At 56.9% G+C, this 24,060-nt stretch carries 26 protein-coding genes; 16 read left to right on the forward strand and 10 right to left on the reverse strand.

Annotated elements, in window-relative coordinates:
* Positions 1–7 precede the first annotated feature (7 nt).
* Positions 8–2,212 (reverse strand): malate synthase G, encoded by a 2,205-nt coding sequence (glcB, locus tag ACXZ66_RS13270; protein ID WP_458749381.1) that lies wholly within the window; start codon positions 2,210–2,212, stop codon positions 8–10.
* 475 nt (positions 2,213–2,687) lie between these two features.
* Here glcB and aceA point away from each other — a divergent pair, with 475 nt between their 5' ends.
* The 4 genes from aceA (at position 2,688) to ACXZ66_RS13290 (ending at position 7,057) form a co-directional block, all read left to right on the forward strand.
* A complete protein-coding gene (aceA, locus tag ACXZ66_RS13275; RefSeq protein ID WP_458749383.1) occupies positions 2,688–3,983 on the forward strand; it encodes an isocitrate lyase in 1,296 nt (431 codons plus the stop codon).
* Positions 3,984–4,129: 146 nt separating this feature from the next.
* Entirely contained in the window at positions 4,130–4,639 is a 510-nt protein-coding gene (gene rraA / locus ACXZ66_RS13280) for a ribonuclease E activity regulator RraA (protein WP_458749385.1), read from the forward strand.
* A 31-nt stretch (positions 4,640–4,670) separates the two neighbouring features.
* Positions 4,671–5,483, forward strand: a complete 813-nt coding sequence (locus ACXZ66_RS13285; protein ID WP_458749387.1) for an Fpg/Nei family DNA glycosylase — start codon at positions 4,671–4,673, stop codon at positions 5,481–5,483.
* Positions 5,484–5,500: 17 nt separating this feature from the next.
* On the forward strand, positions 5,501–7,057 hold the full coding sequence (locus ACXZ66_RS13290; RefSeq protein ID WP_458749389.1) for a bifunctional ADP-dependent NAD(P)H-hydrate dehydratase/NAD(P)H-hydrate epimerase: 1,557 nt from the start codon (positions 5,501–5,503) through the stop codon (positions 7,055–7,057).
* Here ACXZ66_RS13290 and ACXZ66_RS13295 read toward each other — a convergent pair.
* Both ACXZ66_RS13295 and ACXZ66_RS13300 read right to left on the reverse strand, forming a co-directional pair.
* On the reverse strand, positions 7,036–7,770 hold the full coding sequence (locus ACXZ66_RS13295; protein WP_458749391.1) for a YwaF family protein: 735 nt from the start codon (positions 7,768–7,770) through the stop codon (positions 7,036–7,038). The genes ACXZ66_RS13290 and ACXZ66_RS13295 overlap by 22 nt on opposite strands.
* Positions 7,771–7,815: 45 nt before the next feature.
* Positions 7,816–8,697: an alpha/beta hydrolase family protein gene (locus ACXZ66_RS13300; RefSeq protein WP_458749393.1), complete on the reverse strand. Its 882-nt coding sequence runs from the start codon at positions 8,695–8,697 to the stop codon at positions 7,816–7,818.
* 146 nt (positions 8,698–8,843) lie between these two features.
* On the opposite strand from ACXZ66_RS13300, the gene ACXZ66_RS13305 reads away from it, so the two are divergent.
* Complete coding sequence (locus ACXZ66_RS13305) at positions 8,844–9,650, forward strand: SDR family NAD(P)-dependent oxidoreductase (RefSeq protein ID WP_458749395.1); 807 nt, start codon at positions 8,844–8,846, stop codon at positions 9,648–9,650.
* A gap of 145 nt (positions 9,651–9,795) precedes the next feature.
* The gene (locus ACXZ66_RS13310) at positions 9,796–10,761 is read left to right on the forward strand and encodes an NAD(P)/FAD-dependent oxidoreductase (protein WP_458749397.1); all 966 of its coding nucleotides are present in this window, start codon (positions 9,796–9,798) and stop codon (positions 10,759–10,761) included.
* Positions 10,762–10,819: 58 nt separating this feature from the next.
* Here the strand turns inward: ACXZ66_RS13310 and ACXZ66_RS13315 are convergent, their stop codons facing one another.
* The 3 genes from ACXZ66_RS13315 to ACXZ66_RS13325 all read right to left on the reverse strand — a co-directional run bounded on the left by ACXZ66_RS13315 (position 10,820) and on the right by ACXZ66_RS13325 (position 12,246).
* Positions 10,820–10,981 (reverse strand): zinc transporter permease, encoded by a 162-nt coding sequence (locus ACXZ66_RS13315; RefSeq protein ID WP_458749399.1) that lies wholly within the window; start codon positions 10,979–10,981, stop codon positions 10,820–10,822.
* Positions 10,982–10,997: 16 nt separating this feature from the next.
* Positions 10,998–11,288 (reverse strand): ArsR/SmtB family transcription factor, encoded by a 291-nt coding sequence (locus ACXZ66_RS13320; protein ID WP_458749400.1) that lies wholly within the window; start codon positions 11,286–11,288, stop codon positions 10,998–11,000.
* Between the two features lie 280 nt (positions 11,289–11,568).
* Positions 11,569–12,246, reverse strand: coding sequence for an alkylmercury lyase family protein (locus ACXZ66_RS13325; protein WP_458749402.1), 678 nt, complete (start codon positions 12,244–12,246; stop codon positions 11,569–11,571).
* 48 nt (positions 12,247–12,294) lie between these two features.
* Between ACXZ66_RS13325 and ACXZ66_RS13330 the strand changes: the two genes are divergently transcribed.
* A complete protein-coding gene (locus ACXZ66_RS13330) occupies positions 12,295–13,098 on the forward strand; it encodes a helix-turn-helix transcriptional regulator (RefSeq protein WP_458749404.1) in 804 nt (267 codons plus the stop codon).
* On the opposite strand, the gene ACXZ66_RS13335 is transcribed toward ACXZ66_RS13330, so the two are convergent.
* On the reverse strand, positions 13,090–13,662 hold the full coding sequence (locus ACXZ66_RS13335; protein WP_458749406.1) for a LysE family translocator: 573 nt from the start codon (positions 13,660–13,662) through the stop codon (positions 13,090–13,092). The genes ACXZ66_RS13330 and ACXZ66_RS13335 overlap by 9 nt on opposite strands.
* A gap of 152 nt (positions 13,663–13,814) precedes the next feature.
* Between ACXZ66_RS13335 and ACXZ66_RS13340 the strand changes: the two genes are divergently transcribed.
* The 4 genes from ACXZ66_RS13340 to ACXZ66_RS13355 all read left to right on the forward strand — a co-directional run bounded on the left by ACXZ66_RS13340 (position 13,815) and on the right by ACXZ66_RS13355 (position 16,330).
* A complete protein-coding gene (locus ACXZ66_RS13340) occupies positions 13,815–14,267 on the forward strand; it encodes an Lrp/AsnC family transcriptional regulator (protein WP_458749407.1) in 453 nt (150 codons plus the stop codon).
* Between the two features lie 13 nt (positions 14,268–14,280).
* Complete coding sequence (locus tag ACXZ66_RS13345) at positions 14,281–14,718, forward strand: SRPBCC family protein (protein WP_458749409.1); 438 nt, start codon at positions 14,281–14,283, stop codon at positions 14,716–14,718.
* Positions 14,719–14,857: 139 nt separating this feature from the next.
* On the forward strand, positions 14,858–15,256 hold the full coding sequence (locus ACXZ66_RS13350; RefSeq protein ID WP_458749410.1) for a helix-turn-helix domain-containing protein: 399 nt from the start codon (positions 14,858–14,860) through the stop codon (positions 15,254–15,256).
* A 54-nt stretch (positions 15,257–15,310) separates the two neighbouring features.
* On the forward strand, positions 15,311–16,330 hold the full coding sequence (locus tag ACXZ66_RS13355) for a DUF3039 domain-containing protein (protein WP_458749412.1): 1,020 nt from the start codon (positions 15,311–15,313) through the stop codon (positions 16,328–16,330).
* An 11-nt stretch (positions 16,331–16,341) separates the two neighbouring features.
* Here the strand turns inward: ACXZ66_RS13355 and ACXZ66_RS13360 are convergent, their stop codons facing one another.
* Together ACXZ66_RS13360 and ACXZ66_RS13365 are read right to left on the reverse strand one after the other, a co-directional pair.
* On the reverse strand, positions 16,342–17,040 hold the full coding sequence (locus ACXZ66_RS13360; protein ID WP_458749413.1) for an ABC transporter ATP-binding protein: 699 nt from the start codon (positions 17,038–17,040) through the stop codon (positions 16,342–16,344).
* Position 17,041: 1 nt separating this feature from the next.
* The gene (locus ACXZ66_RS13365; RefSeq protein ID WP_458749415.1) at positions 17,042–18,031 is read right to left on the reverse strand and encodes an ABC transporter permease; all 990 of its coding nucleotides are present in this window, start codon (positions 18,029–18,031) and stop codon (positions 17,042–17,044) included.
* Positions 18,032–18,144: 113 nt separating this feature from the next.
* Between ACXZ66_RS13365 and ACXZ66_RS13370 the strand changes: the two genes are divergently transcribed.
* From ACXZ66_RS13370 to ACXZ66_RS13380, 3 genes are all read left to right on the forward strand, one after another.
* Entirely contained in the window at positions 18,145–19,278 is a 1,134-nt protein-coding gene (locus tag ACXZ66_RS13370; protein WP_458749416.1) for a sensor histidine kinase, read from the forward strand.
* The gene (locus ACXZ66_RS13375; RefSeq protein ID WP_458749417.1) at positions 19,271–19,879 is read left to right on the forward strand and encodes a response regulator transcription factor; all 609 of its coding nucleotides are present in this window, start codon (positions 19,271–19,273) and stop codon (positions 19,877–19,879) included. The genes ACXZ66_RS13370 and ACXZ66_RS13375 overlap by 8 nt, the downstream gene beginning before the upstream one ends.
* A 110-nt stretch (positions 19,880–19,989) precedes the next feature.
* Positions 19,990–21,177 carry a restriction endonuclease gene (locus ACXZ66_RS13380; protein WP_458749419.1) on the forward strand — a complete coding sequence of 396 codons (1,188 nt, stop codon included), beginning with the start codon at positions 19,990–19,992 and terminating at the stop codon, positions 21,175–21,177.
* 152 nt (positions 21,178–21,329) lie between these two features.
* On the opposite strand, the gene ACXZ66_RS13385 is transcribed toward ACXZ66_RS13380, so the two are convergent.
* Positions 21,330–22,226 (reverse strand): aldo/keto reductase, encoded by an 897-nt coding sequence (locus tag ACXZ66_RS13385; protein ID WP_458749421.1) that lies wholly within the window; start codon positions 22,224–22,226, stop codon positions 21,330–21,332.
* Between the two features lie 121 nt (positions 22,227–22,347).
* Here ACXZ66_RS13385 and ACXZ66_RS13390 point away from each other — a divergent pair, with 121 nt between their 5' ends.
* Positions 22,348–23,007: a TetR/AcrR family transcriptional regulator gene (locus ACXZ66_RS13390; RefSeq protein WP_458749422.1), complete on the forward strand. Its 660-nt coding sequence runs from the start codon at positions 22,348–22,350 to the stop codon at positions 23,005–23,007.
* A 30-nt stretch (positions 23,008–23,037) separates the two neighbouring features.
* Positions 23,038–24,060, forward strand: coding sequence for an FAD-dependent oxidoreductase (locus ACXZ66_RS13395; RefSeq protein ID WP_458749424.1), 1,023 nt, complete (start codon positions 23,038–23,040; stop codon positions 24,058–24,060).

The following is a 24,060-nucleotide window of genomic DNA, read 5'->3' on the forward strand; positions in this document are numbered from 1 at the left end:
GCAATGACTACGCCAGGCCCATTACCTGCTTGAACTCGCGACGACGCACATGCAGGATTGGCTCCGTGTAGCCCGACGGCGACTGGGTGCCATTGAGGATCAGGTCCTTCGCTGCCTGGAAGCCGATGGACTGCTCGTAGGAGGCAGACATCGGGCGGTACAGTGGGTCACCCTCGTTTTGCTTATCGACGACGACCGCCATACGTTCCAGTGACTCGATGACCTGTTCCTCGGTGACCACTCCGTGGGTGAGCCAGTTAGCCAGCAGCTGGGAAGAAATACGCAGGGTCGCGCGGTCTTCCATCAGGTCGATGTCGTGGATGTCTGGCACCTTGGAACAGCCAACGCCCTGCTCAACCCAACGAATGACGTAGCCAAGAATGGACTGACAGTTGTTGTCTAGCTCTTCCTTCTTTTCTGCGTCCGACCAGTCGGTGGATGGGGAGACTGGGACGGTGACCAGGTCGCGGAAGGTGTCGCGGCGACCTGCTGCGCGCAGCTCGTCCTGGACTGCGAAGACGTCGACCTGGTGGTAGTGGGTAGCGTGCAGAGTTGCACCAGTTGGTGATGGAACCCAAGCGGTGTTTGCGCCCTCGCGTGGCTGACCGATCTTGGTCTTGACCATGTCGGACATCAACTCGGTAGCGGCCCACATGCCCTTACCGATCTGCGCCTTGCCAGGCAGTCCGCGAGCGATACCGGCGTCGACGTTATTGTCCTCGTATGCCTGCTTCCATGGGGAAGTCTGCATCTCGGCCTTGCGCACCATCGCGCCTGCCAGCATGGAGGTGTGGATCTCGTCGCCGGTGCGATCGAGGAAGCCGGTGTTGATGAATACCAGGCGATCAGCAGCCTCGGCAATACATGCATCCAGGTTGACGGAGGTGCGGCGCTCTTCGTCCATGACGCCGACCTTGACGGTGAATGGGTCCAGGCCGAGGAGCTGCTCCACGCGGGTAAAGATCTCGTTGGTGAAGGCAACTTCTTCTGGGCCGTGCTGCTTTGGCTTCACGATGTAGATGGAGCCGGTGCGCGAGTTGCGGCGCTCATTATCCAGGTCCAGGCCTGGCAGTGCAGCTGCAACGGTGATGGCCGCATCCATCAGACCCTCGGGAATTTCCTCGCCATCGACAAGGATTGCAGGGGTGGTCATGAGGTGGCCAACATTGCGGCACAGCAACATGGAGCGACCATGCAGGCGACCTTCGGAGCCATCTGCTGCGTTGTAGGTGACGTCATGCTCGAGGACACGCTCGAAGGTGCGATCGCCCTTAGACACGGTTGCCGAGATGTCGCCGGTGTTCAGACCGAACCAGGTCTTGTAGCCCAAGGTCTTATCGGTGCCGTCGACAGCTGTGACGGAGTCCTCAAAGTCCATGATCGCGGAGACCGCGGCCTCAAGGATGACGTCGGCGACGCCAGCCTTATCAGCCTTACCCACTGGGTGGTTGGCATCCAGCTTGATGATCAGGTGCAGGCCATTGTTGCGCAAGACGATGCCAGTTGGGTTGGATTCCTCGCCCTGGTAGCCACGGTATGCGTCAGGGTCCTTAAGCTCGACTGCGTTGCCACCAACGGTGATAACCAGCTGGCTGTTTTCTACGGCGTAGCTTTCAACATCTGCATGCGATGCACCGTTGAGCGGAACTGCCTTGTCCAGGAAGTCACGTGCCCATGCGATGACCTTGTCACCGCGAACTGGGTTGTACTTCGCACCCTGCTCAGCACCGTCGGTCTCTGGGATCACATCGGTTGCGTAGAGCGCATCGTAAAGCGAGCCCCAACGTGCGTTTGCCGCATTGATGGCGAAGCGCGCATTCGTAATAGGAACAACCAGCTGTGGGCCGGCCATGGTTGCGAATTCTTCGTCGACGTTCTCGGTGCGAATTGGGGCGTCTGCTGGACGCTCGACCAGGTATCCGATCTCGCGCAGGAACTCTGCATGAGCGTCAGGGTCAGGCTGGCCTGGGTTCGCACGGTAGTAGTCGTCGAGCTGGGTCTGCAACTCGTCGCGACGCGCGAGCAATTCGCGGTTCCGAGGAGTCAGATCCTTGACCATCGATGCGAAGCCAGCCCAGAATGCTTCTTGGTCGCGGCCGATCTTTGGCAGCAGTGTTTCGTTTACAAATTTGTACAGTTTTGCATCGACCTGAAGGCCGGCAGCTTCAACGCGCTCGACATTGCTCGACAGCGGAGCCTGATTGGATGACATAAAAACAGATCCTTTCTTGGAGGGTCTCGGGATAGAAGCCTTGTGTTCCCTACGGCAAATCCCGCGTGTTGTGCGAAACACCTAACGACAGACTAAGTGATGGTCATCACTCGGTAAATGACTTCGAAGCCTTTGCATGCCAAGCCACCCCTGTTCATGCGAATCAAAAGTCGTAATCTGGGTCACATACGATGGTTTTGGTTATAAAGCCACCTCATTAACCCTTTTACATACATGCAAGTCAGCGCACCCCATTCGATATGGACTAGTCCTTTTTGCAAGTCTTTACATTTGCAATCTTTGCAAGAACCACCCGTTACCCCCATGCGAAAACTAACAAACGCATTACGTTGACGAACCATGTCCGGTCTGTGGATACTTACTCCCAACACCCCAAGGACGTGACTAGCTTCACAGCAATTCCTTCGGGTAACTCCGAGCACATCCTCCCGCAGTTCGAAGAAAGGGTCCTTCCATGACCACCACAGGACAAGCACGTACCGCAGCAGAAATCCAGCAGGATTGGGATACCAACCCACGCTGGGAAGGCATCACCCGTAACTACACCGCAGAGCAGGTAGAGCGTCTGCAGGGCACCGTCATCGAGGAGCCAACCCTGGCTCGTCGCGGCGCTGAGATCCTCTGGGACGAAGTAACCAAGGGCGACGGCTACTACATCAACTCCCTGGGCGCACTGACTGGCAACCAGGCAGTGCAGCAGGTTCGCGCAGGTCTGAAGGCTGTCTACCTCTCCGGTTGGCAGGTTGCTGGTGACGCAAACCTCTCCGGCCACACCTACCCAGACCAGTCCCTGTACCCAGCGAACTCCGTTCCTAGCGTTGTTCGTCGCATCAACAACGCACTGCTGCGTTCCGACGAGATCGCACGCGTCGAGGGCGACGACTCCGTTGACAACTGGCTCGTTCCAATCGTTGCTGACGGCGAGGCTGGCTTCGGCGGCGCGCTGAACGTCTACGAGCTGCAGAAGGCAATGATTGCAGCTGGTGCTGCAGGCACCCACTGGGAGGACCAGCTCGCTTCCGAGAAGAAGTGTGGCCACCTGGGCGGCAAGGTTCTCATCCCAACCCAGCAGCACATCCGTACCCTGACTTCTGCTCGTCTGGCAGCTGACGTGGCAAACGCGCCTACCGTCATCATCGCTCGTACCGACGCTGAGGCAGCAACCCTGATCACCTCCGACGTTGATGAGCGCGACCAGCCATTCATCACCGGTGAGCGCACCGCTGAGGGCTACTACAACGTCAAGAACGGCATCGAGCCTTGTATCGCTCGCGCAAAGTCTTACGCTCCTTACGCAGACATGATCTGGATGGAGACCGGTACCCCTGACCTGGCACTGGCAAAGCAGTTCGCTGAAGCAGTGAAGTCTGAGTTCCCAGACCAGCTCCTGGCTTACAACTGCTCCCCATCCTTCAACTGGTCCGCACACCTTGAGGCAGACGAGATTGCTAAGTTCCAGAAGGAACTCGGCGCAATGGGCTTCACCTTCCAGTTCATCACCCTGGCTGGCTTCCACTCCCTCAACTACTCCATGTTCGACCTGGCTTACTGCTACGCACGCGAGGGCATGACCTCCTTCGTTGACCTGCAGAACCGCGAGTTCAAGGCAGCAGAAGAGCGCGGCTTCACCGCTGTCAAGCACCAGCGCGAGGTTGGCGCAGGCTACTTCGACGACATCGCTACCACCGTTGACCCAACCTCCTCCACCACCGCTCTGGCTGGTTCCACCGAGGAAGGTCAGTTCCACTAATCACTAGCCTCTGTCACAAGAGCTAGCAAGATTTAAGGGATAGACCCAGCACAGGGAGGCGCATGCACGGCGCCTCCCTGTGTGCTTTTCTACTTGTGCTTTTCTACTGGCTTCAAAAAATTCAGGCATCTGAGGAGACTCCCACCATGACCGACACCAACACCGAAAACAATCAAACAGCTACTTGCGACATTGCCGACCTCTACGGCGACAAAGTCCAATCCTGCGATACCCAATTCTTCAACTACGGCGGCAAGACCTCTTTCTGTGGCGAGATTTCTACCATCATCTGCTTCCAGGACAATGGCTTGGTGAAGAAGGTCCTCAACTCGCCGAAGAAGAACGGTGTCTTGGTCATCGACGGCCACGCAAACATGCACACCGCTTTGATGGGCGACATGATTGCGCAGGCAGCTATTGATAATGGTTGGAACGGCGTGATCATCAACGGTCCCGTGCGCGACCGCGCAGCACTAGCGAAGATGGACCTTGGGGTTAAGGCCCTGGGTTCCAATCCGCGCAAGTCGGCGAAGGACGGTGTGGGCACCGTTGATGGCCCAGCCGCTTTCGGTGGCGTGACTTTCCACCCGGGACACTATGTATATGCCGACCTCGACGGTGTTGTGGTCACTCCTGAACCTGTAGCCATGGATTAGGGTTCCGCCCGAGCTGGCTAAGCTAGTCCTTATGCCTGAAGGACACGTTATTCACCGCTTAGCCAACCGGCTCAATGCTGGTTTTCGCGGCCAGGACCTCGTGGTGACCAGCCCCCAGGGCCGGTTCGCCTCCGAAGCCGCAACCTTGGACGGCTCGCAGATCACGCGGGCCGACACCTTCGGAAAGCATCTCTTCGTCGACTTCGATGTCGATCACCCGGAGCACATTGTCTACATCCACTTGGGGCTGATCGGCCACCTGCGTTTCGAGCCCCTGGAAAGCTACTGGGGCCAAATGCGTCTGCGCATCGAATCCGAGGATCTGGCAGCCAATCTTCGCGGACCTCAGTTCTGTCGCCTCTCCACCGAGGAAGAAGTAGATGCCATCCTCGCCCGCGTAGGCGAAGACCCAATCCGCCCCGATGCGGATCCCTCCCGCATTAAAAGCCGAGTACTGAAATCACGACGTTCCATCGGCGCCATGCTCATGGATCAAACCCTTTTCGCTGGTGTTGGCAATATCTACCGCGCTGAAACACTATTCCGCCTCGGCATTTCTCCTTTTACCCCAGGAACCGCACTCCACCCAGAGCAGTTCGATGCCATCTGGGCCGACCTCGTCGTACTCATGCGCCTCGGCGTCGAGCAGGGAGAGATTAATACGGTACGCGCCGAGCATATGCCCGAGTCGATGGGACGTGTCGCGCGTGACGACGACCACGGCGGCGAAGTCTACGTCTACCGCAGGGCAGGAATGCCCTGTTATATCTGTGGCACACCAATCCAACAGAAGGATATGCAAGGCAGGAACCTGTTTTGGTGCCCAAACTGCCAGCCCGAATAGTCCCTACAATCGGGAGTATGTACGCATACACAGCAGACCAGATCCGCGCAGCCGAGAAACCCCTGTTGGATGCGCAGGATTCCACCGATCAATTGATGCAATCTGCAGCTCACGCAGTGTTTGAAGCAGCCGAGACAATGCTTGCCTGGCCAACTGCGGGCGCGCCCGAGCGCAACCGCACCCTCCTCCTTGTTGGCCCAGGGGGCAACGGCGGCGACGCGCTTTATGCTGGCGCCGAGCTGGCCATGCACGGCCATCCCGTCGACGCATGGCTCATCGCAGGCAAGGCCCATGAGCCAGCGTTGACTGCATTTAAGAATGCAGGGGGCACGCTTATCGACGATCCACTTCCCCACTCGACCACCTTGTACAGACTCACCATCGATGGAATGTTTGGAATCGGTGGCCGTGGTGGCCTTTCCCTCGAGGTAGGCAACCTCTTAGAAGTCTTGGAAGTGAACACGGATATTCTTGCCGTGGATGTTCCCAGTGGAGTCAACGCCGACACTGGTGAGGTGGCCGATATCTACGTCACCGCAGACGTCACAGTGACGTTTGGCGGATGGCGCCTAGCTCATGGGCTTGCGCCAGAATGCGGTGAACAGCTTCTGGCGGATGCGGGAATTCCAGGACGCACCATTTCCGACGAGCTCCTGGCGCAAAACGACAGCTCGCAAGTAACGCAGGTCTATCGAGCAACACATGGGCAGAACAAATGGCCGGAGAGCCTCACCCGACTTACAGCCGGGCGTATTTCTGCAAACAATCCCGGCCCCTACGACAACAAATACACCGGCGGAGTTGTGGGAATCTGCGCTGGTAGCGGCAAGTATCCGGGGGCTGCAATCCTGTCGACGGCCGGTGCGGTCAAGGCAACGCCAGGGATGGTGCGCTACGCCGGTCCGCAAGCACTCGAAGTGGTGCGCGCGCACCCCGAAATTGTGGCCACCGACTCAATTGCCGATGCCGGTCGAGTTCAGGCCTGGGTGTATGGCCCCGGCGCGGGCGTGAACGACCCAAGCAACCTGGGTGAGTTACTCAAAACTGACACGGATCTGATTATTGATGCAGATGGGCTGACTTTGCTTGCGGAAAATGAGGAGCTGCGGGAGCTCGTCGTAAAGCGAAAAGCTCTTACAGTGCTCACGCCGCACGACGGTGAATTCGAGCGCCTGCGCGAGGCGATTCGGTTGCCGGCCGCGAACAGGTTGGATGAGACTGAGGATTTGGCCGTGTATTTGGGGTGTGCGGTGGTACGCAAGGGGCGCACGACGATCATTGTGAATCGGCCGTTGGGTGATGTGGAGGTCGTGGACACGGGGAATTCGTGGGCGGCAACCCCTGGCTCGGGCGATGTCTTGGCGGGGCTGATGGGTGCGCGGCTGGCTCGTGATGTGGCAAAGTTCGGCCCAGGGGCAAGCTACGGCCTGGCGGATTCCGTCCAAGTGCATGCGCAGGCAGCCCAATTGGCGGCCCGGACGGAGTTTGGGGAGGAATCGACGACAGCTTCGGCGATTGCGGAACACATCCCGGCCGCGACTGCGAAGTTGACTCAGCCGTTGCGTCGGTTCTGAGGCCACACCCAGGTCATTCCCGCCCACAAAGCGGGAAGCGCTCCGGCGAGCAACACGATGTACCACGGCCACTTGGGTAACAGGTCGAGAATGGAGATGCCTCGGGATTTGCGGGCTAAGAATCCATAGTTGCCGCCGGTGACCTTATTCATTACGCCGGCGAAAATTGCCCAGGCAACCGTGATGCCAACGGTGATGCGCCAATCCTTCCAATTCGGGCGGTAATCCATACCGAATGTGAGCACGACTGGCACAACCAACGCCATGCCGTGGAAGAACCAGTAAGCCACCTCTTGGAGCTTGCGATTGTCCAGCACGTAGGCCATATCCGGGGTCAGCAGCGCCATGGAGTTGAGCAGTGTGCCCCAGTAATAGGACAGCGCGGAAGCCGTTGGGTTGCCTGCCACGGCAAAGGGCGTGGCAATGCGGAGGAAGTCCGACACATGGAAAGGTGCGGTTTCATCCCAGACGATACGCTTCGGGTGCAACACGTAGGCGTAGTAGGTAACCACCAACACGCCGAGGATCCAGGCGCAGATTTGCCGAGTCGCCTTCACCACGTTCTTCGGGAGCTTCTTCACCGTAACCACCAGAATCCCCGAAATGATGATCAGCAAGACCAAGACCGTGAAGTGAGTCCGATCGAACTGGGTGATGGTGGGATACGAGCGCTTCGTGTGTCTCGACGTCCAAGTTGGTGGTTGATAAGGCACAGAATTACTCTAACGAAACTTTTTGGTTGTGGCCAAGCTTCGCGCTCAGCGGGTAGCTAGTTCGGCTGGGAACAGTTTCTCCCACAGCTTTTCTCGGCCGCGGTAGTAAAGCCCCATGTGACCTATCTTTTCTTCGCCAAGTTCTTCAGGTTTGTAGCGACGCTGCGTGATTTGCGCTCCCGAGTAGTATCTTTCCAGATGAGCGCTGGCTTTAGCCGACATAACGTCGTCGTCGGTAAAGGTCACGGCGGTGATCGGTGTTTTCACATTGGCGAAGGTAGCGCGATGTTCCGGCATATCATCGAGCATGTAGCCAGGTTGACGACACCACTTACCCCACTGGGTCATCACGGGACCAGGGATATCGCCAAGAATTTTCAACGTTTTGCCGGGAAAATAACCCTTGATTTTTACCGAGACTGGCGCAATCACCCACCACAGTAGCGGGGTAATAAAAAGGTTCGGCGGATCGCTCAGCCGCCAATACCCGGTGCCTCCACAAGTAAAAATGGCTTTGTCTATTTTCGTGTGATCAGTAAAGGCGAAGACCTGGGTACCCAGGCTGTGCCCGATCCATGTCAGTGGCAACCCTTTAGCATCCGTGGATACAAAGTCGACCACTGTTTTGGCATCCCGAGTCCACGTCACAAAATCAGCTTTCACCTCTTTAAGCGGAGTATGCGCCGACTCTCCATATCCCTGATAATCGAAAACATAAACGCGAAACCCCTGCTCCACCAGCCACTGCGCGAAAGCATCATAGAATCTCGCCTTCGTGGCAATGGCCGGGGCGATCAGTACCGCTCCGCGTGGTGCGGTGTCAGGGTCGCGTCGCGTGCCGACGATCGGCTCACCATTTTCCGCGGTGAGCGTAAATTTTCCAGGTGTAGCTGCAGAATCCTTGTTTACGAATTGTGATTCGCTCATGCATGCAGCCTACATGGAATTGCCCCTATGATCTATCCCACCTTTTGTCACCTCCAGTTCCCTGAAGTCTGATCATTATGTCCGTACGCTGGGAATTAACCCGCATCCACCGCAGGGTTTCACCTATACCAAATGGAGGAATTCACATGTCTGAAGCACCACAGGCACCAGAGCAGGCAAAGGTCTACCCCGTCCTTGAGGGCAAGACGGCCATTATTACCGGCGCCGCGATGGGCATGGGCGAAGCAACTGCCCGCCTTTTCGGCCAGGCTGGCGCCAATGTTGTCGTTGCTGATTTCAATGAAGAAAAGGGCCGAGAAGTTGCCGCGCAAATCGCCGAAGAAACCGGTGCGAAGACCCTATTCATCAAGGTAGATGTGTCCAATTCGCAGATGGTTCAGGACATGGTTGCCAAAACGGTTGAAGAGTTCGGCTCTCTCGACGTTGCCGTCAACAATGCAGCAATGACTCCGGACAACGGCTTGGCTTCCGAATTCGATGAAGAGTACTGGGACAAGCTCATGGCAGTAGACCTCAAGGGAACAGCACTCTGCCAGAAATACGAGCTCCAGCAAATGATCAAACAGGGCAACGGTGGCTCGATTATTAATATTTCTTCTGTATCTGGCCACCGCCCACAGCCAAACAACATCGCCTATGTTGCCGCAAAGCACGGCGTAGAAGGTCTAACCAAGGTCGCTGCGATGGAAAACGGTGCACACAACATTCGAGTCAACACCGTGGCTCCCGGCGCGATCGATACCCCCATGCTGCGCGGTGCCATTAAAGAGTTCGGACTCGACGAGGTGACCTACGCGCCGCAGCTTTCCCTGCTCAACCGCTTCGGCCAAGCTCACGAGATTGCACAGGCAACTTTGTGGCTCGCCTCTGACGCATCCAGTTACCTGACCGGCACAACGATCCACGCCGACGCTGGCTACGTTGGTCGCTAATCTATCCACCAAATGAGGCCCGGGCCTTGCACTCACAATCTGAGGGCAAGGCCTTTAGCGTCGCGCACTATTGCCCCAAACCAGCCGCCAGCTTTCCCGCTACACTTAGTGCAAACAATATTCATTTCCATCTAAGGAGCGCCCAATGGCAGAACCAAATCAACCTTCCCATTGGGATGTCATCGTTGTCGGTGGCGGATCAGCCGGTTTAAGCGCCGCCCTCACTTTGGGGCGGGCACGGCGAAAGACTCTCGTTTTTGACACCGGCAAGCCAAGAAACCGATTCGCTTCCCACATGCACGCCGTCCTTGGAAACGAAGGAACCAATCCCCTAGAGCTTGTATCGAAGGGCCGTGCTGAATGTGAAATCTACGGCATCGAATTCACAGCCCAAGAAGTAACCACCGTGCGTGAGGTCCCCAACACAGCAGATGATAGCCCGCGCCTCCTCGAGGTCACGGCAAGCGACGGATCCGTCCATCTCACCCGAGCAGTGATCGGCGCATCAGGGCTTCACGACGAGCTCCCGTCAGTGCCAGGACTTTCAGAGCGTTGGGGCGATAATGTGGCCCACTGCCCCTACTGCCACGGCTACGAGTTTTCCGATCAACGCATCGGTGTGCTCGGGTTTAGCCCCGCCGGGCTTCACCAAGTCGAGATGCTCCGCCAGTGGACTGATCGGCTCACGCTATTCAGTGGTGGAATGGGAGAGCTGGACCTTGATCATGTTCTTCGCCTGGAATCTCGTGGAATTCGCATCGAACCAGCTCCCGTGAAGGCGCTGCGTGGCGAAATCAATGGCCCAATTGAAGTGGAACTTGCCACTGGTGAATCCCAGACCATCGACGCAGCATTTACCTATGGCCAGATGGTGCCCAATGACGGTTACCTTGAGCAGCTCTCGCTCGAGCGCACCGATGTGCCATTTGGAGGAAACTTCATCAATGTTAATGCGCAAGGACAAACTAGCAATCCTCGCGTCTGGCTCGCGGGCAATGTCTGCCAACCGAGTGCAAATGTTCCAATGTCGATCGCTGCCGGTAATGTCGCCGCAGCGGCATGCAATATGGCGCTGATCACGGAAGATTTCGATCTTGCACTCAAGCAATAGCTATCTTTAAACAGCAAAAAGGCCCCGCTTGACGCGTAGGCCTTTCGACTTAGTTCTTTTAGTTCTCGCCGTGCTCGTCGTAGTGATCGCCGTGCTCAGCGTGGCGGTGGCCATCGTGGATGTAATCTACGTGGTCGCCATGCTGGACAGCCTCGTGGCCGCAGCCTTCGCCGTGCTTGTGCTCTGCAACAGTGTGCTCTGCAGTTGTGTGGTCGCTCATGATTTATCTCCTTTTGTCAGTTTTCTTCCTGGGAATGGGCAATTGCATCGTCTATCACGTGGGAAACGTGATGGTCCGCCAAGCTGTACTCCACTTCGTTGCCGTGCCGGTCAGTTGTGACAAGCCCGGCTTGACGCAGAGTTCGAAGGTGCTGAGACACTAGTGGCTGCGACATCCCTGTTGCATCCACAAGAGCTCCAACGGCCCGAGGTTCCTGTCCGATTAAGTGCAGGAGTCTGAGCCTCGACTCATTGCCCAATACTTTGAACAACCGAGCCGCCTCACTCAGGTCTGGTGCATCGCTCATGACTTCAACCCTAACCCAAACATATCAACATTGCAATACAGTTATATAGATTTATTTCATGAGGTCGTCAAAACAGGCACGCGAATTGATTCAGGACAGCAGACAAGTGGGGCGTAAAATCGTCGTCAAGCACAATTGCATGAAGCGCGGGGACTTGACCTTGACACTATTGTCAAGGTTTATTTTGTGCGCATGGTTTCGGAACCCAATAACGACACCAACTCCACATCGATCGAGCTGTGCAAGATCGGCTCAGGTGGTGTCGCTGCGCTTTCTGACTCTAAGGCAGCTTCCAAAACTCCCCGGTCAAACCAACTTCTTCGAGAATCTGTTGATTCTGAGCAGAAGAGTGGGGCGTGAAATCGTCGTCAAGCCTATCGCCGTACCATGGCACCGCAAGGTCCCAGACTTGCTTGAGCGGTGCAACGTAGCCCTCCCCTGGCGCGTTCTTCTGCGTCCATTCCGCGGCGTGATCAGCGCTGCAGAAGGTGCGAATATTAGTGCAGGTGTGCACGACGTCGGGCCACCACTGCGCGGCTGGGCGCGGGAATCGCACGGCTAGATCCGCCTCGGGAGCAAGCGTTGGTCCGGCGGTGTAGCTCAGATGAGTGCCACATTGCGGGCAGGCGGTGTCGATGCGCACGTCAACGCCCACGGCGGCGCTCATACCGAAGGAGTCCCAGGCGCACCCTCCCCACCAGCGCCGATCATCGAAGCCGTCGAGCGGGGTGACGGTAAATGCCATGGGGGAGGCCGAAAATGGGTGCGACATGCGGATCGCATCGCCGTCACTTGTTAGCACCACGGCGTGTGCCTCGGCCAACTCGCGCAGCACCTCGTTCATCTGCTCGCGGGTGACTTCGTGGACGCGTGCGAGTTCGGCTACCGAAGGAGCATCGCCACGCTCGGCGAAGGTCTGATAAATAAACTGACGGGTGTGCTCTGCTAAAGGTGTCATGCTCTTAGTGTTTCCCAGGGCCTTTCAAAGATCTTGTACATTTATGACATGGGTATGCACGGCAGTTCGGGCGCGGCGGAACTCGCGCGCGCCTGGAAGCCCGCAGTGCCCAAGATCCACGAGGTGCTCCGCGAAGTTCACCGTGACCACGCTTATCCTGTGCATTCCCACAGTTCGTGGTCGCTCATGGAGGTCGACCGTGGTGCCGTCGCCTATGAGCTTGACGGGAGAACGCACCACATCCCCACTGCGAGCCTTGCGCTGCTTCCGCCGCGCGTCCCGCACACCGGTCGATCCGCCGCAAGGGGTAAGCAATACGCAAAGACCTCGCTTTACTTGGACGAGGAGTGGTTGCCGACGCACCTTACCGGCGCCAGCGTGGACACGCCCCTGATCAGCGATCCGCAGGCGCTGCGTACTTTCAGGCGCCTTACCGACGCGCTCCAGCCCGGTGACCAGTTTGCCGCCGAGGTCGAGTTGGCCACGCTGTGCGACCAGCTTTCCGCCCACCTCGGCGCAGGGTCCCCAGCGCAGCGCGATGATGTCCCGTTGGCGCGACGTTTTCGCTCGCTTCTCGACGATCACCTGCCCCACACCCCGACTCTCGAAGAAGCAGCGGCCGAGCTCAACACCCACCCGAGCCACCTTTCGCGCTCATTCTCGAAGGCGTTCGGGATCAGCCCGCACCGCTACGTTATTAGCCTGCGCGTCGAGCACGCCCGCACCCTTCTTCTCAAAGGTCTACCCCTCGGCGAGGTTGCCCTACAGTCCGGATTCTACGACCAAGCCCATTTGACCAGGCACTTTCGTTCCCTACTGGGCACAACACCCGGGAGGTTTGCGTCAAATTAATTGCTCGACAAGTAGCACCAGGCCAAGCACAATCATGATCAAGCCGGAAAGATAGGACACGATGCGTGCAGCTCCTGGCCGGGTACGCAACAGGGCCCGGGCCCCATAGGCCACGCACACATAAACTATCGACACCGTAACCATGTGCAGCAAACCAATGGCGAATAATTGCACGCCCACCGGTAGGAATTGATTCGGATCCACAAATTGCGGCAAGAGCACCAAGATCAGCAGGTAGAGCTTCGGATTTAGGCCGCTGACGCCGAGACCTTTCAGGGCCTGCTTGGACACCGAGTCCTGGGCGACGGCTTCGCCTCTTTCAATTGTCGGTGGGTTGCGGAACATCCCGATTCCAAGCCAGATCAGATAGAGCGCGCCTACAACCGAAAGTAGCGTCAGCACCCAAGGGAACTGAGCAACGGCCGCGCCCACGCCTGCCGAAACAATCACGACTACGAGGAAGTGCCCAGTTAAGAGGCCGATGACCGCCGGCAGAGGCGACTTATTCTTCAACGCCGCCGCAATGATGTACGCCCAATCGGCTCCCGGCGTGATGCTCAACATGAGCGATATGCCCCAGAAACTTAAGGCCAAACTCAGATCCACTGTTTTCTTCTCCCTGCCCAATTCTCAATTGAGCAAGAATAGGTCATTTTGGCAGGGATATTTTCTCTACTTTCGCCATTTTCGGACGGTTCAGTGCAATAATTTTCCATATGGACCGTGCCGATAGGAAGATTCTTTCTCTGCTGCAAGACGATGCACGCATGACCATCACCGCACTCGCCGACGCCACCCACCTCAGCGTCTCAGCGTGCCATCGCCGCGTCCGCGAACTCGAGCGCTCCGGCGTGATCGAAAGCTACCGCGCGAAGCTGAACCCCGAGGCAGTCGGGCTCGGATTTCAAACAATCATCTTCATCACCATGCGCGACGGCGAAAGTTCCATCCTCCAAGAATTCGAGGAAGCCATCGCCGCCATCCCCGAAGTCACCGACGTTGACCGGCTCTTCGGCGACCCAGATTTCCTCGTGCGCGTGAGCACCAAGGACCTTCCAGCATTTCAAAAGCTTTACGACGAGTCGCTCACCGCACTCCCGGGCGTTCTCAAACTGACTACGACCCTGATCATGAAATCGGTGGTTGAGTCTCGCCCGGCACCCTTCTGATACCCTAGGGGGTATGCAAAATTGTTTTGTGTCAGTTGACCGCTTTATCCCTGCAGAACCCCAGACCATCTTCGATCTCGTGGCAGATCCAGCCGAGCATCCCCGCATTGACGGCTCCGGCACCGTCAAGGAAACAAACGTCGAGGGCCCCGAGAAACTCTCCCTCGGCGATTCCTTTTCCGTAGACATGAAAATGGGCAAGAGCTACCGCATGACAAACACTGTCGTGGAAATTGAAGAAGGACGCCTCATTGCCTGGAAGCCAGGCGGCGACTACGTCTGGCGCTACCGCTTCAAGCCAGTCGAAGGCGGCACCATTGTCACCGAAGAATGGGACGCACGCAATTCAAAGCGCTGCTTCATGATGCAGCTGCTTGGCTTCCCGCGTCGCAATCGCCGCGGGATCACACAAACGCTCGAACGCATTCACGAGATTGTCGCGCCGAGCTAGGTTTTTTGGCGCTTGCCTTAGCTTTTGCTCCGCAAGTGGACTAGTGTTCAATAGTAAACTACTGTCATTTATGACATCTGTTTCATTTGTGACATCCATACAGGGATTTATTCATTCAAAGGCAAGGAGGGAATCGATCATGCACACCATTCCCACTTCTCAAATTCACTCTGACCAGCTTCAAGAAATTAAGCTGATTGCTGAATCTAAAGCATCTCCTGAGGTTCGAGACCTGCTTCTACAAATTGTTTCTTCCATTCGCGAAGGCGAGAAAATTGTAGCTACAGATTCAGATGAATCTCTCACACCGAGCCAAGCCGCCAAACACCTCGGCATGAGCCGAACCCACCTCTACAAATTGCTAGACCGTGGTGATATCTCCTACTTCTCGGTTGGCCGAGATCGTCGTATCCAATTACACGACGTTCTCGCATTCGCCCAAAAACGACACCACGACCGTTCCGAACTTGCAGAGCGATTTTCTCGTCAGCAGAAAAGTACAGTTTCGGCCGATGCAGAGATCGCGGATCTGCTCTAGTTCTTCAAATATTATTGGGCACCATTTCGCCTGACTCTTTGAGATCATAGTTTCATGCACAATCGTCGGGCTAGACCAACGTTACGAGTACTCCGTGAGGATCTAACCTCTGATTGGGACTCTCCACATCCACTTCGGTTACTCAAGGATGACAAGTTCGACGAACTTCATCCTCTTAGCGAACTTCCCCACCCTATTGTTCGAAAAGCCGTCGAATCGTTTAGTGAGAACGCTGAAGATGACATTTATGTCACGAGGATCCACTCGTCAACGCAACTGCAACTTCTTGAAATCAAGCAGTCCCAGTGGCGGGGTGGAGTTTGGCAGGACCCCAGCGATGGAGTTTGTTGGTTACTAGTCGCTGGGCTTGCAAAGGGTGGTCATCTCGACACTGACGATTTTTATAAGGTAATCGAACGCGAAAACGATTCTGATTCGATAGACCGATGGCTCCCGACAGAGGAAGACCATCAACTTCTGAAGAGAGAAACTGCTGCTCGTCTTCGTACCGAATGGGAACTGAATATTCAACAGGAAGTCCTTAAAATCCTCCAAGACATCCACTCTGGTGGGACTGCCCGCATAGCCATTGACCACCCGATCAAAAATCAGGGCCATTTCGCAACGATCCAGTTCGAAGTGCCCCAAGCCCATGTCGAATTAACTTCCGAGGATTTTATCGACACGGAAGAATTCTTTATCGAAATTCACCCAGATTCTAAGTATGCCGGTTCGAATCTGCTCTGGGCGATGACAATCCGCATCTTGATCTCGATCAATCCGCCCGAGCAAAATTGGGATCGCTTCGGAAATACTTTCTCGGCAATGGAAGAGCCCGGCACCTGGCTCCGCAGAATCGAAACCCTTTCTCAACTGGTTGAATCAGGCGAATTAGGCAGTTCGGTTCCTGGCGAAGTGAGCCACTATAGCCACCGAAAACACCTCGCAGGTAAGACGATAAATGGTTCCGCCGTACGCAGTCTGTGCGGCAAATACTTCGTTCCGCGTCAAGATCACGAATCACTTGCAAAATGTCTCGAGTGTGAGAAACTCTATTCGGCGCTTCCCAACTGAGTCCACTCCAGCTAGCCCACAGTTTCCACCTCGCGCACTTTCCCATCCGCCACCTCCACAACGCGAGTTGGCGCGTCGCCCACGCCGATCAGCGAACGGTCATGGGTAACAAACACGCAGGCCACGTCCGAATCGACCACGATCGAGGAAAGAAGCTCAACAATGTCGCGGGAACGCGCGGCGTCGAGTGCGGCGGTGGGCTCGTCGGCAAGCAAAAGCTGTGGCTCCCCCATCAGCGCACGCGCAATGCCCACGCGCTGACGTTGGCCACCGGAGAGCTGCTGCATGTGGCGATCGCCAAGACCGGCGAGGCCGACGCGGGCGAGGAGCTCGTCGGCACGCGTGCGCCTGGCGCGAAGTGCAGAACCTCGCAGGCCGCGTAGGTGATCGGTGACGAGGAGCTGGTCGGCGACGCTGAGCGAACTGATCAGATTGGCCTGCTGGAAGATAAATCCGATGGATTCGAGGCGCGCCGAGGCGGTGTCTTTCAGCGCGGTGAGCTCAGTTCCGGCCACGGTGACGGTGCCGGTATCGGGCCTGGTCAGGCCAGCAGCGACGGAGAGCAGCGTGGACTTTCCGGAACCGGACTCGCCAACAAGGTAGGTCATTTCTCCGGCGTTGGCCTGCAGAGAGACGTGGTCGAGGGCGGTGATGCGTGTGGCGCCGTCGGGGAAGGTGACGGTGACGTCGTCGATGGTCAAAATAGACATGTTAGGCAACTCCTCCGAGTGCAAGTTGAGGGTCAATTTTCGTGATGGAACGGGTGGCAAAGGCAGCACCAATCATGCCCAGCGCCCAAATGCCCAGGGCCGGGCCCAGGATCGTGACTGCCGTAAGCGAGAACGGAACGGCACCGGCTGCGAGTGCGCCAAGGCCCTCTGCGAGCAGCGTGCCGACGATTACGCCAACGCCCAGGATCACCGCTGCCTGCCCGAGGGCGTCCTGCATGAGGTAGCGAGTGGAGGCGCCAATTGCCTTGAGAATGGAGAGATCGCGGGTCCGCTGCATTGTCCACACGGTTAGGAAAGCCACCGTGACCAAGGCGGAGATAACGTAGAGGAAGCCCTGCATCATTTGCAGCGAACCCTGTTCAGATTTGTACGCAGGCAGCGCCTGGAAAGACTGTGTGAGGGAGAGCCCGGCATCAGAGGGTTCGCTGCTGAGCATCACGGTGCCCACTGCATCGGTGTGTGTGGCGGTCTGCCACGTTGCGGTGGGCACCCAGATCACTGGCGAATGGGAATAGTACTGGTCGGCGGCGTTCGCCTCGACGTCGATGTACGCTGCACCCAGGCTAATCGTTTCACCTGGTTGTAGGCCAAGTGAAGAGGAGGCGATGGCTTCGTCGTGAAGCATCGTGCCATCTGGCAGGACCGTACCTGAGGGTAGACCGAGGACCGCGACGGAGGCTTGGGTGCCGTCGGCGCGCTCGAGGAGTGTTTGGGTGGTGCCCAGCGGTGTTCCCGGTGTCTGCGCGGCGAGCTCGGGTGAGATGCGCGAGGTGGAAAACGAAGGCGCGGACATGTCGGAGAAGACCACCGACTGCGGGTTTAATGCCTCGAGGGCTGAGGTGTTTTGCTTACCTAGGCCGGCGGTCAGGCCGGTGAGCATGACGATGAGAAGGGTGATCAGCCCGACGACGGTGGCGATCAACCCGAAGCGGCCTTTAGCGTGAATGATGTCTCTGATTCCAACGAACATGTGCTTAATTGTGGCCGTGAGCAGGGGTGTTCCACATCGCGCGAGCGGTGGAAAGAAAAATCAACCGATCGGTTGAGCCTGGATCAACCACGGGGTTACTAGGTTTAAGAGATGTGACCACTACCCCTCGCATCCTGTTGTTTCTGCGCATCGGCCTCCACGTCTTGGTGGCGCTGCTATTGGTCATTGGTATTGCTGGCGCCTGGGGCAACCTTCCCGCGGTTCTTCTGGCCGTGGTGTTTGCGCTGGTCTATGTTGTGGGCACCGTCTGGCACAACCGCGGGCTTGCTTTCTCGAAAGCGGCGGGCTGGGCGTGGCTGGCGCTCATTTCCGCGCTCTGGGTGGGGATGACGTTGCTCGCCCCGACATTTGTCTGGCTGCTATTTCCGCTGGTCTTTCTGATTTTGTACCTGGTTCCGCTGCCTCTCGGGCCAGTACTGGCCGTGATCGCCTGGGCTGTGGCCGTGGCGGTGACGGGCCCGGCGTATGGCGTAGGCGGTTTCGTTGGGCCTGCCATCGGCACGGTCTTGGCCATTGTCATCTACTACTCCTACGAAGCGCTCAAGCGCGATGCCGAACACTACCGCGCGCTGGCCCAGACCTTGGCGGATACGCGCGAGGAGCTCGCAGAGAGTCAACACGAAGCTGGAGTGTTGGAGGAACGAACCCGCCTATCGCGCGAAATCCACGACACGCTCGCTCAGGGTTTGAGCTCAATTGTGCTGCTTACGCGCTCGGCTTTGAAAACTCTGCAGGTTGACCCACAGGCCACGGCCGAAACCCTGCGCGTGGTCGAAGAGACCGCGAAAGACAACCTCGATCAGGCACGCCAGCTTGTTGCCGGCGAGGTCCCCGCGAGCCAAAGTTTGGAGCAGCGCGTTAGAGAGCTCGCGCGCCAGGCCGAAGCCCGTCAGCGCGCGCTCGGCCACAAGTTTTCGGTGCAGTGCACGGTTTCTCCGGGCATCGATGGGCCAGTGGCCGACATCGCCGAGCGCGTCGTGCGCGAGGGCTTAAGTAACGTGGTGCGCCACTCCCAGGCCACCCAGGCCGTGGTGACAATTGAGCAGGTCGGCTATGAAATCACCGTCGATGTTTTCGACAACGGTCGCGGGATTTCCGCGGAGCCGGGCTATGGCCTGCGCGGCTTGCGCGCACGAGTCGAAGAGGCGGGCGGTGAGTTGGCGGTGGAATCGTCGTCAAGCGGTACGGTGCTTGCGGCACGGCTGAAAGGACAGGCTCATGATTAATGTGATGCTTATCGACGATCACCCTGTGGTTCGTGCGGGACTGCGCAGTATTTTGAACAGCTTCGATGACGTGCACGTGGCCGCGGAAGGCTCGGACGGTCGCGCCGTGGATGATATGCCCGCGGGCATCGACGTGGTGATCACCGATATTCAGATGCCTGTGGTTGATGGAATCGCGGTGACCCGGAAGCTTCGCGAGGCAGGCGGGCCACCGGTGTTGGTGCTAACCACCTACGACACCCAGGCCGATATCGTCGCAGCTATCGAGGCCGGTGCCATGGGTTACCTGCTTAAAGATGCCCCCGAAGAGGAGCTGCACCGCGCGGTTGTCGCGACCGCAGAGCGCCGTCGCACGCTCTCTCCCGAGGTTGCCGGTGTGCTGGCCGAGCGCACGATGCGCCCTGACCAAGCATTGAGCGCCCGCGAGATTGAGATCTTGCAGGCACTGCAAACGGGCAAATCCAACCGTGAGATTGCGGCCTCGCTGTTCATTTCTGCGGCGACGGTGAAGACGCACCTGGTGCATATTTACACCAAGCTCGGTGTGGACAACCGCACCGCCGCGGTAGAGGAAGCGCGGGTGCGGCGGTTGTTGCACTAGCTCTTACTTAAGAGTTCTACGCGATCTTCGTTGAGTTTGAACCTCCGAGGCAATATTTTCAGCGCGAGAATTTGCAGACTGGGATTGTATACCGTGGGACAATCTCAGGCATGGAGTTGAAAGAAATGCTCGATCGGCTTAATCGCACCGAAGCAATATTACGAAAGCTTGAAAATATTTGGGAACAAGCAAAGCCACACATCCCACAAGGCCCTAGCGCTGGGACAACACCCGAGTATGAGAACTTACGTCGTACCTGGAGTGACCTTATAAAAGGACTTCCCCTAATTGAAGGATCGACAATTGTCGACGAGCTTCCAGACATCGATGACCTCGGAAGATCATTCCTGGTTTATCAAGAAATGGGTTTACCTCCTTATGACGCGTGGACTGCAGCCGACAAGCCGGGTCTCGATCTTGCAGAATATGGTTATAAACTTGGAAAAGTTCGACGAATAGCAGTCCGAGACCGCTCCGCGATTTTGATCGAATCAGCCGAAGCGACGCTTCCGCTAGTGGTAGACCGAGTCGACCGAATGTCCTTCGAAGTTGTTACAGGCGAAGATGTACTCAAACTACGAAATGCTTTCGGTGAAATTGACTTACTGATGAACTCGATGCCAAAGAAGAGTGATCGCTGGGGAGATTTGAATCGTCATCTAAATTTTGGACAGGGCCAAGACTGGCACGACATTCAAACGATCGATTGGCCCAGTATCAAACCTGACATCATCGCACTCAGCGCTACAGATTTCGACCCACTCCCTGTACCCGAAGACTTCGATTTGATGAGCGAGGCAATAAAACCACTCTCTGGCCCAATTTCGTTACAACTGGCTTGGAAAAACTTGAACGCCGAACAGTTTGAATCGCTCCTCTTCAACCTCATCGGTGATTTAGATAATCACGAAAATGTAGAACGCCTCCAGAAAACTAATGCACCGGATTCTGGTCGCGATCTATCCTGCCTACGAAGAACAGATACTGGAGCTGGAGAATTTCGAACAGAAAGGGTCTTAGTACAAGCCAAGCACTGGCAATCAAAAAGTGTTTCTCACCATGAAATCATGAAAGCTGTGGATGATACTAAATTATGGCAGAACTCGAAGTTCCATATTATTGTCTTTGCTACTTCAGGTAGTTTCACAGTAGATGCTTTGAAGTATGCAGAGGCTCATAATGACCAGCACACAAATCCGCACCTCGAGCTGTGGCCCCAAGATCGCCTCGAGAAGTTATTGGCGAGCCGTCCCGCTCTAGTAGAAAGTTTTGGACTCCGCCGAGCAGACGGGCCATAGATTTAATATTACCTTAGTAACGAAGCGCAGGTTGGCATCTTTGCAACTATCGAAGTCGGCTCGATTAGCAACGCTTCAAAGACCCGCTAAAAGATAACCGCACCGCCGCGGTAGAGGAAGCGCGGGTGCGGCGGTTGTTGCACTAGGGGTTTCTAGGAGTTATCAATCACCGCCGGGAACATCTCGGTATCCACCAGCGCTGGGTCCGGGCCGCCACGCAGTCCGGTGTCCAAGGCGTCGATGGCTTTAAGGTCCGCGTCGGTGAGCTCGAAGTCGAAGACATCGAAGTTTTCCTTGATGCGCTCGGGTCGCACCGACTTTGGAATAGCGGAACGCCCCTGCTGCAGGTGCCAGCGAAGCACTACCTGAGCTGCGGTCTTTCCATACTTCTTGGCAATCTCGGTCACGGCTGGGTCAAGCAAAACGTTCTTCTGCTCGGCCGGATCGTCGCTCGAGTACACGTTGACGCCGCCAATTGGCGACCATGCCTGCGTCACAATCCCGTGCTCCTTGTCGTAGGACTCAAGTGGCTTTTGCGTGAAATAAGGATGCAGCTCCACCTGGTTTACGGCCGGGACGATCTCGGTACGATCGGCCAATGCGCCCAGATCCTGCGAGCTGGAGTTACACATGCCGATCGCACGGGCGCGACCGTCCTTCAAGATCTGCTCGACGGCTTTCCAGGACCCAACGGTCTTTTCAAAATCCTTTGGCAGAGGCCAGTGCATCAGATAGAGATCGACGTAGTCGGTGCCGAGGCGACGCAGGCTGGCATCGAAGGCGACCATGGTTTCGTCGTAACCATAATCGCTGATCCATAGCTTCGTGGTCAGGAAAGTATCCTTCCGCTCTACGCCAGAGCGACGCATGCCTTCACCGACTTCGCGTTCGTTGAAATAGGCCGAGGCTGTATCGATCAAGCGGTAGCCGGTTTCCAGTGCAGTCTGGACCGAAGAAACCGTATCTTCGGGACTCGACTGATAGACGCCGAAGCCTAGAGCTGGCATTTCTACGCCGTTGTTCAGGGTGAGGTTGGGGTTAGTGTTCATGAGTTTTCTCCTCGTCGTTTTAAGCTCTTCAAGCATTTCCTAAGCGGATATCTCGTATCCACTAATTTCACAATACCACGAAATGGATATTGTCAATCCACTTGTGGGCTAAGATACAAATATGGCCGAAGAATCGTTACGCAAAGACGCAGAGCTCAACCGTCAAAAACTCCTCACTGCGGGGCGTGAAGTTTTCGCCCAGCGGGGACTTGGCGCAACACTAAACGACGTGGCCCACCACGCCGGAGTTGGCGTTGGCACCGCTTATCGCAGGTTCGCCAACAAGGAAGAACTCATAGAGGCCATCTTCAAACAGCAGGTAGAAGAGCTGGTTGCTTTCCTCCGCGAATCACTTTCCACACCCGACGCCTGGGAGGGGCTCGTTGACTACATGGAGCGCTCCATCGCCGTACAAGTCAACGATCGCGGCTTAGCCCAAGTACTTTCCGGCCGGTGGATGCCCGCAGAAAGCAGCGATTGGGGCCGCGACCAAATAGCACCGCTGGTCAATCAGCTCGTCGAGCGCGCCCAGGACCAGGGAAAAGTCCGCGCCGATCTCGCCGGAACGGACATCATTTTCGCCCAGATCGGCATCATCGCTATTGCCGAGGCCACCCGCGGCAGCGCCGTCGCCTCCGCGAGGGGCCCTGAAGAGCAGCTCTATCGTCGTCACCTGTGGCTCTTCCTCGACAGCGTGCGCACCGATCGTTCCGAAGAACTCCCACTCCCCGCCCCCGCATTAACCACCGAAGAGACCCACCACCTGCTCACCGAATCCTAAATGCCACCGCGAGGCTCACGATTACCTATCATGGATTCCGTGAGCCACTACCCAGTTATCATCATCGGCGCAGGTCAAGCGGGCCTTGCCACGGCATACTACTTGCGCAAGCAGGGCATTGAGCCATTGCTTCTCGACGATCAGCCCGGCCCCGGAGGCGCGTGGCAGCAATACTGGGACTCACTGACCCTGTTTTCCACTTCGGGTTTTTCCAATCTGCCGGGGATGCCGATGCCGCATTACGATGGCTACCCACCGCGCTCGCATGTGGTGGACTATTTCACCAAGTATGAGCAGCGTTACCAATTCAATATTCGTCGCCCGATGCACGTGCACTCGGTGGAACATGATGGTTCTCTGTTTACTATTACTGCAGGTCCAGCGGATAATTCGCATGGTCAGGCGGAAACCTTCACCGCCGACAATGTAGTTACCGCGACCGGCATCTGGTCCTCGCCATACGTCCCCTCCTACCCCGGCACCATCACCGGCCAGTTCTGGCATTCGGCGAATTACCCAGGCAAGGACATTTTCCGCGGCACCAAGGTTGCCGTAGTTGGCGGCGGGAACTCCGGCGCGCAGATCGCCGCGGAACTCACCGAAGTTGCCGATGTAGTCTGGCTAACCCAGCGCGAACCACGCTGGATGCCCGACGACATCGACGGTTCCGATCTGTTCAAGCGCAACCGGGAACGCTACCTTGCGGTCTCCCGCGGCGAGGCCGATCCGGGTGGGGTCGATCAACTCGGCGACATCATCATGGTGCCCGAGGTGTTAAAGGCGCGTGATTCCGGCAAACTGAAGGCAACCCCGATGGTGGAAAACTTAGACGAGTTGGATGTCAATCACTTGATCTGGTGCACGGGATTTAGGCCCGCTTGGAAGGTTGTGCGCAAACTGGTCGACTTGGACACAGGTCAGCCACTAGTTGATGGGCTGTACCTGGTGGGATTCTCCGAGGCCAACGGGCCCGGCGCGGACACGATTATGGGCGTTGGCCCTTTCGCGAAACAGGCGGCCGCAAGCGTCTCGGAGCGAGTCAATGCAAAATAA

Source organism: Corynebacterium sp. S7 (assembly GCF_054401105.1).